This window comes from Pseudonocardia zijingensis, assembly GCF_042657305.1.
GTDB lineage: Bacteria > Actinomycetota > Actinomycetes > Mycobacteriales > Pseudonocardiaceae > Pseudonocardia > Pseudonocardia zijingensis.
The window spans coordinates 62734-77980 of the sequence record NZ_JBHSKO010000029.1 but is presented as its reverse complement, the minus strand read 5'-3'; the positions used below and the strand labels follow the sequence as shown (position 1 = coordinate 77980).

Genomic DNA, 15247 nt, shown 5'->3' with positions numbered 1-15247 from the left:
TGAACTTCTCCGCGCGGAACCTGAGCCACCGGCCTCGTGCAGAGCGGCGCGACGCCCCCGGCGAGCATCACCGCGGAGCTCGCCGGGCAGCCCGACCCCGAGCAGACGCTGATCGGCCAGGGCCGGGCGGCGATGCGCTTCGGGTGGTCGAACCTGCTCTCGGCGTACCGGCAGGCCTCCGGCGCCGACCTGATCATGCTGCGCGCGCCGGGGGAGACCACGGCGCAGGGGCCGGCGATGTGGCTGCAGGCCTCCCAGCTCTACACGATCAGCAGGCGCAGCGAGCACCCCGATGCGGCCGCCCGCATGATCGACTTCCTGGTGTCCGACCCGCGCGCCGCCGACGTCATCAAGGCCGACCGGGGCATCCCGGCCAACCCGCAGATCCGCGCACACCTGGAGAGCGGCCTCGACGAGAGCCGGAAGGTGGAGTTCGCCTTCGTCGACCGGATGGCCGGGCTCGTCGACGGCCACTTCGTGATCGGCCCGACCGGCTCCACCGAGACGCTCGGCATCGTCACGCGGCTCAACGACTCGGTGCTCTTCGGCCGGCTCCCGCCGGCCGAGGCCGCCGAGCGGCTGGTCACGGAGATGAACGCCGCGGTCTCCTGATCACGGCCCGGTCGGGACGCCCAAAGCCTCGGCCGTGCGGACGATGGCCGCCCACGTGTTCACCGGGAGCGGCACGCCGCCCGCCAGCCGCGCCTCGCGGTTGGCGGCCTCCGGGTCGCCGGGGGCCAGCACCGGTTCGGCCGGGTCGATCGGGCGGGCGGCGAGCACCCAGTCCAGGTACTCGCGGGCGATCCGCTCGAACTCGTCCTGCGTGCCGAAGTGGGCGGGCGACAGGTAGATCGACAGCATGCCGTTGGCGATGCCCTCGCGCGGGCCCTCCAGCGGGCCGGCGCAGCCGTTCGCGGTGAGGGCGCCTGCGAGCAGCTCGCACATCAGCGCGAGCCCGGACCCCTTGTGGTCGCCGAACGCCCGGATGGCGCCCTCCCCGCCCCCGGGGGTGCGCAGGTCTGCGGGCCCGTAGTCGCCGTAGAGCACGCGCGGGTCGGTCGACATCTCGCCGTCCGGCGAGATCAGCGCATCGGGGGGCAGCGGCCGCCCGCCGTACGAGGCCACCTGCACCTTGCCCTCGGCCACGAGCGACGTGGCGAAGTCCAGCACCAGCGGCCGGTCCGGCAGCGGCAGGCCCACCGCGAACGGCGCGGTGGAGAACCGCCGCTCGGTGGCCCCGAACGGCGCCACGAGGGGTGACCCGGCGACGTTGACGAAGTGGATCGAGACGAGTCCGGCGGCCAGCGCGGTCTCCGCGTACGCGCCGACCCGGCCGATGTGGCCCGAGTTGCGCATCGCGACGATGCAGGTGCCGTTCGCGCGCGCCCGCTCCACGCCCAGCGCCACGGTCTGGGTGGCGATCGTCTGCCCGAACCCCTTGTTGCCGTCCACCACGAGGAACGCGCCGCCGTCGGTGACCACTTGCGCCGACTGCCCCGCGCGCACGTAGCCCCGGCCCAGCCAGTCGACGTAGAGCGGTACGCGCACCACGCCGTGGCTGTCGTGGCCCGCGAGGTTCGCGCCCACGAGCTCGCGGGCGATCAGCGTGGCCTCCTCCTCGGCGCACCCGGCCGCGGCGAAGATCGCACGCACGGTGGTTTCCAGCTCCGCGGCGGCGATCAGATGCACCTGACCGGTCCGGGCCGCACTCGTCTCCCCGATCGTCACGTGCCCAGCATGACTCATCGCCCCGCGCCGTCGGCGGGTCCTTCCAACGAGTGAGAAGCCAGGTTGCCGTGAACACCCTGTGACGACACCCTCACGAGCCGCTGCGCCGATGCGGGAGGCGGTCGTTACAAAAGGCTCACGCGACTGATCCCCGTTGTTACCCGAATCGGGTAGGAATTACGCCTCACCGCCGCATCGGGATTCGCGGAGTTGTTCGTTACCGGGCCTTTACGGTGTGCGACGCCCTGGTTACGCGCTCTTGGCATGGTCGGGCGGCCTGGGTCATCCGCCCGTTCGATCGCCGAACGTCGATCCGCCGGTCACGAGAAGGAGATGAGCGTGCCAGTAGTCACCTACGTGTACGACGACGGTTCGGAGCACACCGTCGAAGTGGATGTTGCGACGAGCCTGATGCGGGCCGCGCTGCGGAACCAGGTGCGCGGCATCGTGGGCGAGTGCGGGGGCTCCGCGACCTGTGGGACCTGCCACGTCTACCTCGACCACAGCACGGAGCAGTTCGGTCCGCCCTCCGGCGACGAGGACGAGATGCTGGAGTTCACCGCCGCGCCGCGCGCGGAGAACAGCAGGCTGAGCTGCCAGCTCGTGCCGAGCGACGAAGGGGCCCGGCTCGTCGTCCGCGTCCCGGCAGAGCAGATCTGACGTGCGGGGGTCGCAAGTGCGCGGGGTCGTGGTGATCGGTGCGGGGCACGCGGGCGTCGAGACGGCGGTGTCGTTGCGTTCGGGTGGCTACAGCGGGCCGGTGACGGTGGTGGGTGCCGAGCGGCACCTGCCCTACCAGCGGCCGCCGCTGTCGAAGGAGATGCTCGCCGACGCCGGCGATCCGGACGAGCTCACGCTGCGTTCCGGGGACTTCTTCCGCGACCAGCGGATCACGCTGTGCCACGGCACCGCGGTGGACATCGACCGGGCCGGGCGGCAGGTGCACGTCGTGGGTTCGCGCCCTGTCGACTACGACCACGTGGTGCTCGCCACGGGCGCCGTGCCCCGCCGGTTGGAGCTGCCCGGCCGGTCGCTGCGCGGGGTGGCGGAGCTGCGCAGCCTCGACGACGCGATCGCGTTGCGCGCGTCGCTGGCGGGCGCGCGACGGGTGGTGGTGCTCGGCGGCGGGTTCATCGGCATGGAGGTGGCGAGCGCGGCGCGCAAGCGCGGCGTCGAGGTGGCGGTGCTCGAGCTCGGGGACCGGTTGCTCAAGAGGGCGGTGTCGCCGCCGGTGTCGGAGGCGGTCGCGGCGTACCACCGCGCCGAGGGGGTGCAGCTGTTCTTCGGCGAGCACGCCACGGAGCTGGTCGGCAGCGCAGGCCACGTGGTGGGCGTGCGCACCGGGTCGGGCCGGGTGCTGCGCGCCGACGTCGTCGTGCTGGGGGTCGGCGCCACGGCGGTGGACGACCTCGCCCGCCGCGCGGGCCTCGACACGGACGGCGGGGTGGTCGTGGACCGGTGGCTCGCCACCTCGGACCCCCGGATCACCGCGATCGGGGACTGCGCCGTGGTGTGCGATCCCGCCGGCGGCACGCGGCAGCGGCTCGAGTCCATCCAGAACGCCACCGACCAGGGCCGCTACGCCGCGGCGCGCATCCTCGGCGAGCAGCGCCCGTTCCACGCGCTGCCGTGGTTCTGGAGCAACCAGGGTGCGCTGCGGCTGCAGCTCGTCGGGGTCGCCGGTGACGTCGACAAGCTGGTCGTGCGGGGCAGCGAGGGGCGCTTCTCGGTGTTCTGCCTGCGCGGTGGGCGGCTGTGCGCCGTCGAGTCGGTCAACGACCCGGGGTCGCACATGGCGGCGCGCCGGCTGCTCGAGCGCGGCACGCCGAACGAGGCGGAGCTCCTGGCCGTCGACTTCGACGTGCGCGTGCTCGCCCGCCGGGCGCGGACGAGGGAGAACGCCGTCGCCTGAGAACATGATCTGACGAATTCGTCAAAGGGCCCCCGGTCCGGCGCAGAATCGCCGGACCGGGGGCCCGTTGTCGTTTTCTGGGAAAAAGCGTGCGGCGGGCCTCGTTGTCAACGAGCGGGAGGTCGGTCGGTTACGGCTGTCGGCGGTTAAGTTCGGTTACCGGATGGCTCACACGGTGTAGTCCGTTAGGACTAGTGCCTTGTAACGGAAGAGTAATGCATATGCACCCATTGGTTACTCCTCGGGTGCAAACATTGCGCATCGCGCCACCCCGGAGTGACGCGCTGATTACTCCCCGCAGGGTGTTCTCCCGGGTCTCGGGGCGATCTTCGCTGGCCGAGTGACACAGCTGAGGAAGAAGAGGAAATACATGTCCGCAATCGCTCCCCAAGGCCCTCCGGGGCCTGGTAAGAGACGACGTCGACTCGCTGCCGTGACGCTGATGGCGGCGGTCGGCGCGACTACGGTGACGGCCACCCCCGCGGCCGCCCAGCAGCCGATCGGCGTCGGTCCGCTGCCGATCACGTTCAACCTGACCGACAAGAACGGCGCGTGGTTCGACTCCGGGCTGAACCTGTTCGGCAGCAGCTCGCTCGCGGTCGCCGTGCTGCCGCGGCTCGGCACGGACGTCGCCGTGCCCGGCATCGGCGGCCCGGTGCTCGAGGAGGACCTCGGCGGCCTCGTCAACGGGGTCACCGGCGGGGCGACGGAAGGGCTCACCGACGGCCTGACCGAAGGCCTCGGCGGGATCGTCGGCGGCCTGCTCGGCGGTGGCGAGGAACCCGCCGCCGCCCCGGCGCCCTCCAGCGCGCCGGCCCCCGCTCCGTCGACCTCCGCGGCGCCCACCTCGGCACCGTCCACCTCGGCGGCAGAGGACGAGGAGGACGAGGACGACGAGGACGCCCCGACCACCTCGTCCACCTCGGCTGCTCCTGCTCCCGCCGCGGCGCCCGCGCCCGCCCCCGCTCCTGCTCCCGCACCCGCGGGCGGCGGCGGCCTGCTCGGCCTCGACGCGCTCGGGCTGGAGCAGACCCTCTCGGCGGTGAAGGGCATCGGTGCCGCCAAGCCGGAGGCGGCGGGCCTGGCGCTGGAGGCCGAGTCGCTGATCGGCGAGCTCAACGGCGTGCTGGACGGCCTGCCGGCCGACGCCCCGGTGAACCTGCTCGACCTCCCGGTCGGGGTGAACCTGCAGGGCGTGCTCGACCGCCTCGCGGAGTTCGCCGTGGTGGGCCCGCCGGTGTCGGTGACCTTCAACGTCGACCCCGCCCGGTCCGAGGGCATCCGCAACCCGATCGGGCTGATCGCGCCCGATGGGGCCAAGGAGTTCCCGTACATGGACGCGGGTGGCGCGTTCTTCGGTGAGAAGACGATCCAGCTCACCGAGCCCGGCCTGTACGCGTTCACCGACTCGGTGGCGCCCTACATGCTCGGCGCCGTCGTGGTGGACGACCCGCTCACGCTGGGTCTCGACTTCGGCAAGAAGCTGCGCGTGAACGGCAAGGACGCGGCGGTCCCGTCGAACGCGGACATCATCCAGCGGCTGGTGAACACGTTCTTCACGGTCACGAACCCGAACAACTGGCAGCGGTTCAGCGAGACCGAGGACGTGGCCTGGAACCCGTTCCAGCCGCCTGCGCCGATCCTGCAGTACGACGGTGCCGGAAACCCGGTCCTCATCCCGAACCTGGACGCCTACTACGACCAGAAGTTCGACTACCCCCGGACGCTCCCCGCGCTGAACAAGAAGCCGGACGTGCCCGGTGTCGGTGAGGTCTGGATCGCCACGCAGATGGAGGACTTCGCCGGCAAGGAGAAGCACGGCTCCATCACGAAGATCAACGCCGAGGACTGGTCGATCGACCGGAAGATCGCCGCTCCCGGGATCGACATGAACAACCCGCACAACATGTGGACGGACAAGGACTACAAGTACGTCTACGCGAACGAGTGGTTCGACAACGAGACCGACGTCTTCGACCGCGAGACCGGTGAGACGATCCGGCAGATCGAGGTCGGCCCGAACCCGGCGCACGTGATGACCCGCCCGGACACCGACCAGCTCGTGGTCGGCATCAACGCCGGAACGGACATCGTGGAGCTGGCCCCGGGCGGCACCGAGATCACCCGTCGCATCCACGTCGACCCGGAGAGCGGCATCACGCCGCACCCGCACGCGCACTGGACCAGCCACGACGGTAAGACGGTCGTCGCGCCCAACACCATGACCAACGAGGCCGTCATCGTGGACATGGAGTCGGGCACCGTGAAGCACGACCCGGTCGGGGCCTTCCCGATCGCCACGTCGATGACGCCGGACTCGAAGAAGGCCTACCTGTCCGACTTCCTCGGCATGAGCATCTCGTGCGTCTCGCTGGCGGAGGACGCGTGCGCGACCCCCGACGGCGGCGTGGCACACGGCTCCTCGATCGACCTGTGGAAGAACTACAACCCGCTGACCGGTCCCACCGGCCCGTGGGGCGGCCTGACCATCCAGCTCCCCGTGAGCCCGGACGGCAAGGCCCTGCTGGCCGCGAACACCCTGTCGCAGACGGTCTCGGTGATCGACCCGAAGACCAACAAGGTGGTCAAGGACCTGCCCTGCAACGCCGGTTGCCACGGCGGCAACTTCGGCGCCAAGAAGGGTGGCGGCTACTACGCCTACATCTCGAACAAGTTCTCCAACGCGGCGCAGGTCATCGACGTCGACCCGAACAACGACGGTGACATCAGCGATGCCGCGGTGGCCGGCCAGATCGTGCTGGACGGGAACAGCGGCACCGCGACCGACGACCAGATCGTCGCGCACGCCGGTGTGGGCGGTCAGGGCGTGCTGCCCATCCCGCTCGTCTACAACGGCTGGTCGCAGAAGGTCCCCGCGGGCTGGCGTGAGGAGCTGACTCCCGCGCAGATCAACCCGATCGGCTGATTCCGGCCCGTCACATGCGGTCCGGGGCTGCTCCCCGGCCCCGGACCGCACCCGCGGTTCCCCTTCCCCGTGAGGAGCCCCCATGGCCTGCAACCGGAGATCGATCCCGCACGTCCTGGCCACGGCGTTCACGACCCTGCTGGTCTGCGTGCTCGGCACGCTGCTCTCGGCACCCGAGGCAGCGGCCCGGGTCACCGTCGTGCCCGGTGCGGTGACGGGTGGCGGCACCGAGACCTTCGCCGTCCGCCTGTCCAACGAGCAGTCCGACCTCGTCACCACGCGGCTCGAACTCACCTTCCCGGAGGACGTCGTGGTCCCGCTGGCCGAGGTGACGGCCGTCGGCAAGTGGAAGGCGACGGTCAGCATGCGGCGGGTGGACCCGCCGGTCACCATCGAGGGCAAGGAGGTCGACACCGCGGTGGAGTCGATCGTCTGGACGGGCGGCAAGGTGGGCCCGAAGCAGTTCGAGCAGTTCCTCGTGACCGCGGGCCCGCTCCCCGCCGAGGGCGGTGACCTCGTGCTCGCCGCCGCGCAGGGCTACGCCGACGGCTCCGTCGACCGGTGGACCGCACCGGCGCGGCCGGGCTGGCCCGGAGCACCGGTGATCACCATCGCCGCGGACCCCGCCGCCGCGCCCACCGGACCGGCGCCCGCGGACGCTCCGGCGGCGCCGCAGCCGAGTGCTGCCGCGGCCGCCCCGGCGGCGCAGGCGGAACCCGCCACCCGGTGGACCTCGGTGCTGCCGTGGGTGCTCCTCGTCGCCGGTGTGCTCGTGGCGGGCGTCGGGAGCGTCGTCGGCTACCAGCAGCAGGAGCGGCGCAAGCGCGTGGCCGAGCGGCGGCGCACGCGCGCGGCCCGCCACCGGCTCGACGTCACGAAGATCGAGGAACTGCCGACGGGAGCGGGCAGGCGATGACCGCACGAGCCAAGGCCACCCGATCCCTGCTCGGGCTGCTCGCCGTGATCGCCGCCTGCTGGGGCACGCTGCTCCTCGCGAACCCGGCTCCCGCGCCCGACCCGGTGCTGGTGGCCACCACGCCCGCCGAGGGCGAGGTCGTCACGTCACCGGACGAGGTCCGGCTCACCTTCGACCGGCCGGTGCCCGCCGGGCTCTCGACCGTGCGCATGACCGTTCCGGGTGGTGCGCAGGTCGTCGAAGGCAGGCCGTACGCGGTGGCGGACGACCCGAACACCATCGCCGTCCGCATGCCGCCCACCCGCTACGCCGGCACGTACTCGGTGGCGTGGTCCGTTCCGTCCAGCACGCTGCGGCCGATCACCGGTACGTCGGAGTTCCACGTCTTCTCGTCCGCCCCGCCGACGGCGGTGCCGCGGATCCCGGTCGACCGCGACCCGGTCGTCGCCGCGGTGTACGACGTGTTCCGCGCGGCTGCGACCGCGGCGTTCGCGCTCGGGCTCGGGGTCGCCTTCGCGCTCGGGGTGGCCTGGCCCGCCGGAGCCGAGCACGCCCCGGCGCGTCGCACCCTCGTCTACGCCTGCTGGGGCCTGGTCCTGGCGACGCTCGGCACCATCGCCTCCTACGGGGGGTACGCCGGCCGCCTCCCGCTCGCCGAGGCGTTCGACCCCGCCGTGGTGTCGGCGGCGTTCGGGTCGGAGGTCGGGGCCGTGCTCCTGGCCCGGCTGCTCGTGTTGGTGCCGGTCACGGTCGCGCTGCTGCAGGTGCTCGCCCGCCCGGCCGGCTCGGCCGGCGCGCGGTGGCTGCGGGCGGGCGCGGTGCTCGGCGCCGCCGCCGCACCCGCCGCCACGTGGGGCCTGGCCGAGCCGCACGGGTCGGCGGGGTACGACCTGTTCGCCGTCGGCACGCAGATCGTGCTGCTGCTCGCGCTCGGGATCGGCGCGGGCGGGCCGGTGCTGCTGTGGGTGCTCGCCCGCACCCAGGGCGACTCCGCGCTGCGGGTCGCCGCACCGCGGCTCGCCCGGCTCCTGCCCGTGGCGGGTGTCCTCCTGCTGGTGGTCGGCCCGCTCACGACCGCGGGCCGGCAGGTCGTCGCGTTGCTGGTGCTGGGCGTGCTCGTCGTCGGCACCGGGGTCGCGGCCGGGTGGTGGACGCGCCGCCGGGCGCAGACCCGCGGGCGTGACCTGGCCGGGCGGGAGCGGCTGCGCCGGTGGGCGGCGATCGGCGCGATCGCCGCGACCGTGGCGCTCCTCGCCGCCGCCGGGCCGGAGCCGGTCGTGCAGGCCGACGGCGTCCAGCCCGTTTCCGCGGGGTCCGCGCGATGACCACCCGCCCCGCCACCCCGCTGGCCGCCCAGCTGCGCCCGCTCGCCCGCCGGGTGCACTTCCTGGCCGGGATCCTGGTGGCGCCGTTCGTGCTGCTGTTGTGCCTCACCGGCCTCGTCTACGTGTGCAGCCCGCAGATCCACGAGGACCTCTACGCCAACCAGCTCTTCGTGCCCGCCGTCGGCGACGCCGCCCGGCCGGTGACCGAGCAGGTGGCCGCGGCGCTGGCCGCCCACCCCGAGGGCGAGCTGCGGGCGGTGGTGCCCCCGCCCGGACCCGACCGCACCACGCGCGTGGACCTGGCCGTGCCGACCCTGACCCGGCCCGGCGAGGCGCGCACGGTCTTCGTCGACCCGTACACGAACCACATCAGCGGGGAACTCACCACGGTCGACGGCCGGATGCCGGCCAACGTCTGGCTGCGCGAGCTGCACTCCGACCTCCACCTCGGGCCGATCGGGCGCCTGTACTCGGAGGTGGCCGCTAGCTGGCTGCCCGTGCTCCTCGTCGGAGGGCTGCTGCTGTGGATCGCCAAGCAGGGACGCCGCAGGCGCAGCGTCCGCGAGCTGCTGACCCCACTGCCACGGGGCAAGGGGGAGCAGGCGCGGATGCGGGCCGTCCACGGGCCGCTCGGGATCTGGACGACCGTGGGCCTGCTCGTCCTCAGCGTCACCGGCCTCACGATGAGCCGGTTCGCCGGGTGGGGCCTGCCCGCCGTGCAGGCTCCCGAGCTCGCCGCGGAGCCGGTCGCGGTGGCGGGTGGCCTGCGGCCCGTCGGGGTCGACCGGGTGCTGCAGGTGGCGCGCGCGGAAGGGCTCGACGGCGAGCTGCGCGTGGTGGCGCCCACCGCGCCCGACCGGCCGTACACGGTGGCGGAGACCTCGCCCGGCCTGCCGATCCGCCGCGACAGCATCGCGGTGGACCCGTACACCGCGCAGGTCACGGAGCGGGTCGGGTGGGACGACTACCCGGTGCTCGCGCAGCTGCGGGAGGTCGGCCAGCAGGCGCACACCGGCACCCTCTTCGGGGTCGCCAACCAGATCGTGCTGGCGCTGCTCGTGATCGCCACCATCGTGCTGGTCCTCGTCGGGTACCGCATGTGGTGGAAGCGCAGCCCCTACCAGGAGCGGGGGCTCCCGCCGGTGCCGCAACCCGCGCTGCGCGAGCTCACCCCGCGGGTCGGGGTGCCGGTCGTGCTGGTCACCGTGGTCCTCGGCTGGCTGCTGCCCGCGTTCGGGCTCAGCCTGCTCGCCTTCATCGTGGTGGACCTGGCGGTGCGCGCCGTCCGGGAGCGGCAGGAGCGGCTGCGCAGCGGCATCACCGCGGGCGCCCTGCTGGTGGCGGGGTCCGCGCTCGGCGCGGCGGTGGTGCTCGCCGCGCCCCCGCCCGTGACCCGGGTGGACGCCGCGATGATCCCGAGCCGGCCCGCACCCGAACCGGTGGCGCCGCTCGTCGAGCCCCCTCTGCCGGTCGAGGTGCCGCCCGCCGAGCCCCCGCACGCGGACGGGGCCGGTACGCCGCAGACCCCGCCCGGCCCGGCCGTCCGCGGCGTGGCTCCGCCGGCACCGGGCCGTGCCGCGGGTCCGGCTGCTGCGGGTCCGGGTGGCGCCGGTCCGACTGTCGCGCCGCCCACCCCGGGAGAACGGCCCGCGGCCGCCGATCCCGCGCGCGACACCGGCGACGACGCCGACCCCACGACCGACGACGACGCCGACCGGGGTGATGGGTCCCGGGAGGACCGCGACCGGGACGACGCCCGCGATCCGGACCCCGCGGCTCCTCCAGCGGAGACCCCGATCGGTGTGGCCGCCGGTCCCCCGGCCACGGCCCCCGCCCCGGCGTCCCCGCCCGCCGCGCCGGCCCCCGCTCCGCAACCGGCCGTGGAGAGCCCCGGCCTCGTGAAGGGGCTCGTCGGCAGCCTCGTCGAGACCGTGGACCGCGTGACCAGCCGGATCCTCGGCGGCTGACCCCCTTACGTGGGCGCGCGCGCAAACTCGGGGTGCGCGGTCGGCCCACCGCGCCGGGTGGCCCCGTCCCCCTCAGCGGGGCCACCCGGCGTCCCGGGCGCACGCGATAGTGAGTGCGCGCTCATTTAAGCTGGCTCCGTGACCACCCCGCACCGCCGGGCCCGGCGGATGGCGCCCGCACAGCGCCGTGCCGCCATCATCGAGGCGGCGCGGCCGCTGGTGATGCGCCACGGCTCCGCGGTGACCACCCGCCAGATCGCCGAAGCCTGCGGGATCGCCGAGGGCACGATCTTCCGGGTCTTCCCCGACAAGGAGTCGGTGGTGCACGCCGTGGTCGCCGAGGTCTTCGACCCGGCGCCCACGCTGCGCGCCCTCGCCGCCGTCGATCGCGGGCTCCCGCTGCGCGCGCGGCTCGTTGCGGCCACGGCGGTGCTGCAGGAGCGGCTGTCGGACGTGTTCGGCCTGCTCGACGTGCTCGGCTGGTTCCGGCCCCCCGAACCGGAGGAGGTCGAGCAGCGGTCGCAGCTGCCCGCGGCGGTAAACGACGCGCTCCGCGCGGCGATCGCCGATATCGTCGGCCCCGACGAGCACCTGCTGCGGGTCCCGGCCCCCGAACTGGCCCACGTGCTGCGGTTGCTCACCTTCGCCGGCACCCACCCGAAGATCTCCGACGGACGCCTGCTCGCCCCGGAGCAGATCGTCGCGGTCGTGCTCGACGGACTCGCGACGACCACCACCGAGGACGCCCCATGTTGATGCGCCTGCTGCGCACCCACCTGCGCGACTACTCCCGGCCGTTGCTCGCGGTCGTCGCGCTGCAGTTCGCGGGCACGATGGCCTCGCTGTACCTGCCCAGCCTCAACGCCGACATCATCGACCGGGGCATCGCCGTCGGCGACACGGGCCACATCCTCACCGTCGGCGGGTGGATGCTCGTGGTCACGCTCGTGCAGATCGTCTGCTCGGTGGCCGCGGTGTACCTGGGCGCCCGCACGGCGATGGGGTTCGGTCGCGACGTCCGCGCTGCCCTGTTCCACCGGGTCGGCGAGTTCTCCGTGCGCGAGGTCAACCGATTCGGGGCGCCGTCGCTGATCACCCGCGGCACCAACGACGTGCAGCAGGTGCAGATGCTCGTGCTGCTGTCCTGCACGATGCTGGTCACCGCGCCGATCATGTGCTTCGGCGGCGTGGTCATGGCGCTGCGGGAGGACACGCACCTGTCGTGGTTGATGCTCGTGTGCGTGCCGGTGCTGCTGGTCGCGATCGGCTCCGTGATCATGCGGATGGTGCCGGGGTTCCGGGAGATGCAGACCCGCATCGACGCGGTCAACCGGATCCTGCGCGAGCAGATCACCGGCATCCGCGTGGTGCGGGCGTTCGTGCGGGAGCCGCAGGAGAGCGCCCGGTTCGCCGCCGCCAACGGCGACCTCACCGCCGTCGCCACCCGCGTGGGACGGCTGATGGCCATGGCCTTCCCGATCGTCATGGTGGTGCTGAACCTGTCCAGCGTGGCCGTGCTCTGGTTCGGCGCCGAACGCATCGAGGCCGGTCAGATGCAGATCGGGGCGCTCACGGCGTTCCTGGCCTACCTGATCCAGATCCTGATGGCGGTCATGATGGCCACCTTCATGACCATGATGATCCCGCGCGCCGCGGTGTGCGCGGAGCGGATCGTCGAGGTGCTCGACACCGAGTCGTCGGTGGCTCCGCCCGCCGCGCCGGTCACGCCGACCACCCCCACCGGCACCCTCGAGCTGCGCGGAGCGGGCTTCACCTACCCGGGTGCCGACGCCCCGGTGCTGCACGACGTCACGATCACCACCACCCCGGGCACCACGACCGCGATCGTCGGCAGCACCGGCGCGGGCAAGACCACGCTGCTCGGCCTCGTGCCGCGGCTGTTCGACGCCACGAGCGGGGAGGTCCGGGTCGACGGCGTCGACGTGCGCGAGCTCGACCCGGAGTACCTGTGGAGCCGGGTCGGGATAGTGCCGCAGAAGCCGTACCTGTTCTCCGGCACCGTGGCGAGCAACCTGCGCTACGGCAACCCGGACGCGAGCGACGACGAGCTGTGGGCCGCGCTCGAGGTGGCCCAGGCCGCCGACTTCGTGCGCGCGATGCCCGAGGGCCTCGACGCGCCGGTCGCGCAGGGCGGCACGAACGTGTCCGGCGGCCAGCGCCAGCGCCTCGCGATCGCCCGGGTACTGGTGCGCCGCCCCCAGATCTACCTGTTCGACGACTCGTTCTCCGCGCTCGACCTCGCCACCGACGCCCGGCTGCGCGCCGCGCTGCGGCCGGTCACCGCCACCGCCACGGTCGTGATCGTCGGCCAGCGCGTGGCGAGCATCCGCGACGCCGACCAGATCGTCGTGCTCGACGACGGGGCGGTCGTCGGGGTCGGCACCCACCACGAGCTGCAGCTCACGTGCCCGACCTACGCCGAGATCGTCACGTCCCAGTTCATCCCGGAGGAGGTGGCATGACCCGGCCGAAGCCCGCCGCGGACACCAACCGTGCCGCGCGCGAGATGACCGCCGCCCGGCGCGGCGGCCCGCCATGGGCCGGCATGGGCATGCCCGCCGAGAAGTCGATGGCCTTCGGGCCGTCGGCGCGCCGGCTGCTGCGTCGGCTCGCGCCCGAGCGCGTCGGCGTGACCGCGGTCGTCGTGCTGGGCGTGCTCAGCGTGGCGCTGTCCTCGATCGGGCCGTTCGTGCTCGGCCGCGCCACCGACGTGATCTTCGCCGGGGTGATCGGCAGGCAGCTGGAGCCCGGGGCGTCCGTGGAGGAGGCCGCGGCGCGCGCCCGGGCCGAGGGCGACGACACGTACGCGAACGTGATCGAGGGCGCGGGCGTCGTGCCCGGTCAGGGCATCGACTTCGGCCTCCTCGCGCAGGTGCTCGCGGCCGTCGTGGTGATCTACGTGGCCTCGTCGCTCTTCGCCTGGCTGCAGGGCTACCTGCTCAACGGCGTCGTCCAGCGCACGATCTTCGCGCTGCGCCGCGACGTCGAGGACAAGATCAACCGGCTGCCGCTGCGCTACTTGGACCGCCAGCCGCGCGGCGAGCTGCTCAGCCGCGTCACCAACGACATCGACAACGTCTCCCAGAGCTTGCAGCAGACGCTCTCGCAGCTGCTGACGTCGCTGCTCACGGTGGTCGGCGTCGTGCTCATGATGCTGGTGATCTCCCCGCTGCTCGCGCTGGTGGCGCTCGTGTCGATCCCGCTGTCCCTGCTGCTCACGCGGGCCATCACGCGGCGCTCGCAGAAGCAGTTCGTGGCGCAGTGGCGCCACACCGGCGAGCTGAACGCGCACATCGAGGAGGCGTTCACCGGCCACGAGCTGGTGCGGGTGTTCGGCCGCCGCGGCGAGGTGGAGGCCGAGTTCGCGGCGCGCAACGAGCGGCTCTACGGCGCGAGCTACCGGGCGCAGTTCATCTCCGGGATCATCATGCCGTCGATGATGTTCATCGGGAACCTGAACTACGTGCTCGTGGCCGTGGTCGGCGGGCTGCGCGTCGCGTCGGGCGCGATGAGCCTCGGCGACGTGCAGGCGTTCATCCAGTACTCCCGCCAGTTCACCCAGCCGCTCACCCAGATCGCGTCGATGATCAACCTGCTGCAGTCCGGGGTGGCGTCGGCCGAGCGGGTGTTCGAGCTGCTCGACGCCGAGGAGCAGACGCCCGACCCGGAGCAGCCCGCCGTGCCGCGCACCCGCAGCGGGCGCGTGGAGTTCGAGGACGTCTCGTTCCGCTACGAGCCCGACCAGCCGCTCATCGAGCACCTCTCGCTGGTGGCCGAACCGGGGCAGACGGTTGCGATCGTCGGGCCCACGGGGGCGGGCAAGACCACGCTCGTCAACCTGATCATGCGCTTCTACGAGCTGGACTCCGGCCGCATCACCCTCGACGGCGTCGACATCGCCGCCATGGACCGCGCCACCCTGCGCTCCACCACGGGAATGGTGCTGCAGGACACCTGGCTCTTCGGCGGCACGATCCGCGACAACATCGGCTACGGCAACCCGGCCGCCACCGAGGAGGAGATCGTGGCGGCGGCCCGCGCCACCTACGTCGACCGTTTCGTGCGCAGCCTCCCCGACGGCTACGACACCGTGATCGACGACGAGGGGTCGAACGTCAGCGCGGGGGAGAAGCAGCTGATCACGATCGCGCGCGCGTTCCTCGCCGACCCCACCCTGCTCATCCTCGACGAGGCCACGAGCTCGGTGGACACCCGCACCGAGCTGCTCGTGCAGCAGGCGATGGCGGCGCTGCGCACCGACCGCACCAGCTTCGTGATCGCCCACCGCCTCTCGACGATCCGCGACGCCGACCTGATCCTCGTGATGGAGTCGGGCCGGATCGTGGAGCAGGGCACCCACGAGGAGCTGGTCGCGCGGGGCGGTGCATACGCCGCGCTCTACGAGAGCCAGTTCGCGGGAGCTGTCACGTCGCACGACTAGGTGAGAGGATC

Annotated in this window: 11 protein-coding genes; 10 read left to right on the top strand and 1 reads right to left on the bottom strand. The window is 72.9% G+C overall.

Features of this window, described 5'->3' with window-relative positions; all coding sequences use genetic code 11:
* Positions 1-36 precede the first annotated feature (36 nt).
* Positions 37-612 (top strand): type 2 periplasmic-binding domain-containing protein, encoded by a 576-nt coding sequence (locus ACFPL3_RS36275; RefSeq protein WP_343937452.1) that lies wholly within the window; start codon positions 37-39, stop codon positions 610-612.
* Here the strand turns inward: ACFPL3_RS36275 and ACFPL3_RS36270 are convergent, their stop codons facing one another.
* Positions 613-1728 (bottom strand): malate/lactate/ureidoglycolate dehydrogenase, encoded by a 1116-nt coding sequence (locus ACFPL3_RS36270; protein ID WP_343937454.1) that lies wholly within the window; start codon positions 1726-1728, stop codon positions 613-615.
* A gap of 339 nt (positions 1729-2067) precedes the next feature.
* Here ACFPL3_RS36270 and ACFPL3_RS36265 point away from each other — a divergent pair, with 339 nt between their 5' ends.
* The 9 genes from ACFPL3_RS36265 to ACFPL3_RS36225 all read left to right on the top strand — a co-directional run bounded on the left by ACFPL3_RS36265 (position 2068) and on the right by ACFPL3_RS36225 (position 15236).
* Positions 2068-2388: a 2Fe-2S iron-sulfur cluster-binding protein gene (locus tag ACFPL3_RS36265; protein WP_379590432.1), complete on the top strand. Its 321-nt coding sequence runs from the start codon at positions 2068-2070 to the stop codon at positions 2386-2388.
* Between the two features lies 1 nt (position 2389).
* Complete coding sequence (locus tag ACFPL3_RS36260; RefSeq protein WP_343937458.1) at positions 2390-3640, top strand: NAD(P)/FAD-dependent oxidoreductase; 1251 nt, start codon at positions 2390-2392, stop codon at positions 3638-3640.
* Positions 3641-4082: 442 nt separating this feature from the next.
* The gene (locus ACFPL3_RS36255; protein ID WP_379590443.1) at positions 4083-6566 is read left to right on the top strand and encodes a YncE family protein; all 2484 of its coding nucleotides are present in this window, start codon (positions 4083-4085) and stop codon (positions 6564-6566) included.
* 82 nt (positions 6567-6648) lie between these two features.
* Positions 6649-7482: a DUF1775 domain-containing protein gene (locus ACFPL3_RS36250; protein ID WP_343937460.1), complete on the top strand. Its 834-nt coding sequence runs from the start codon at positions 6649-6651 to the stop codon at positions 7480-7482.
* Entirely contained in the window at positions 7479-8807 is a 1329-nt protein-coding gene (locus ACFPL3_RS36245; RefSeq protein WP_379590429.1) for a copper resistance CopC family protein, read from the top strand. Before ACFPL3_RS36250 ends, ACFPL3_RS36245 begins: the two co-directional genes overlap by 4 nt.
* A complete protein-coding gene (locus ACFPL3_RS36240) occupies positions 8804-10774 on the top strand; it encodes a PepSY-associated TM helix domain-containing protein (RefSeq protein WP_379590427.1) in 1971 nt (656 codons plus the stop codon). Before ACFPL3_RS36245 ends, ACFPL3_RS36240 begins: the two co-directional genes overlap by 4 nt.
* A gap of 138 nt (positions 10775-10912) precedes the next feature.
* Entirely contained in the window at positions 10913-11530 is a 618-nt protein-coding gene (locus ACFPL3_RS36235) for a TetR/AcrR family transcriptional regulator (protein WP_343945864.1), read from the top strand.
* On the top strand, positions 11524-13257 hold the full coding sequence (locus tag ACFPL3_RS36230; RefSeq protein ID WP_343945863.1) for an ABC transporter ATP-binding protein: 1734 nt from the start codon (positions 11524-11526) through the stop codon (positions 13255-13257). Before ACFPL3_RS36235 ends, ACFPL3_RS36230 begins: the two co-directional genes overlap by 7 nt.
* Entirely contained in the window at positions 13254-15236 is a 1983-nt protein-coding gene (locus ACFPL3_RS36225; protein WP_379590424.1) for an ABC transporter ATP-binding protein, read from the top strand. The genes ACFPL3_RS36230 and ACFPL3_RS36225 overlap by 4 nt, the downstream gene beginning before the upstream one ends.
* Positions 15237-15247 lie beyond the last annotated feature (11 nt).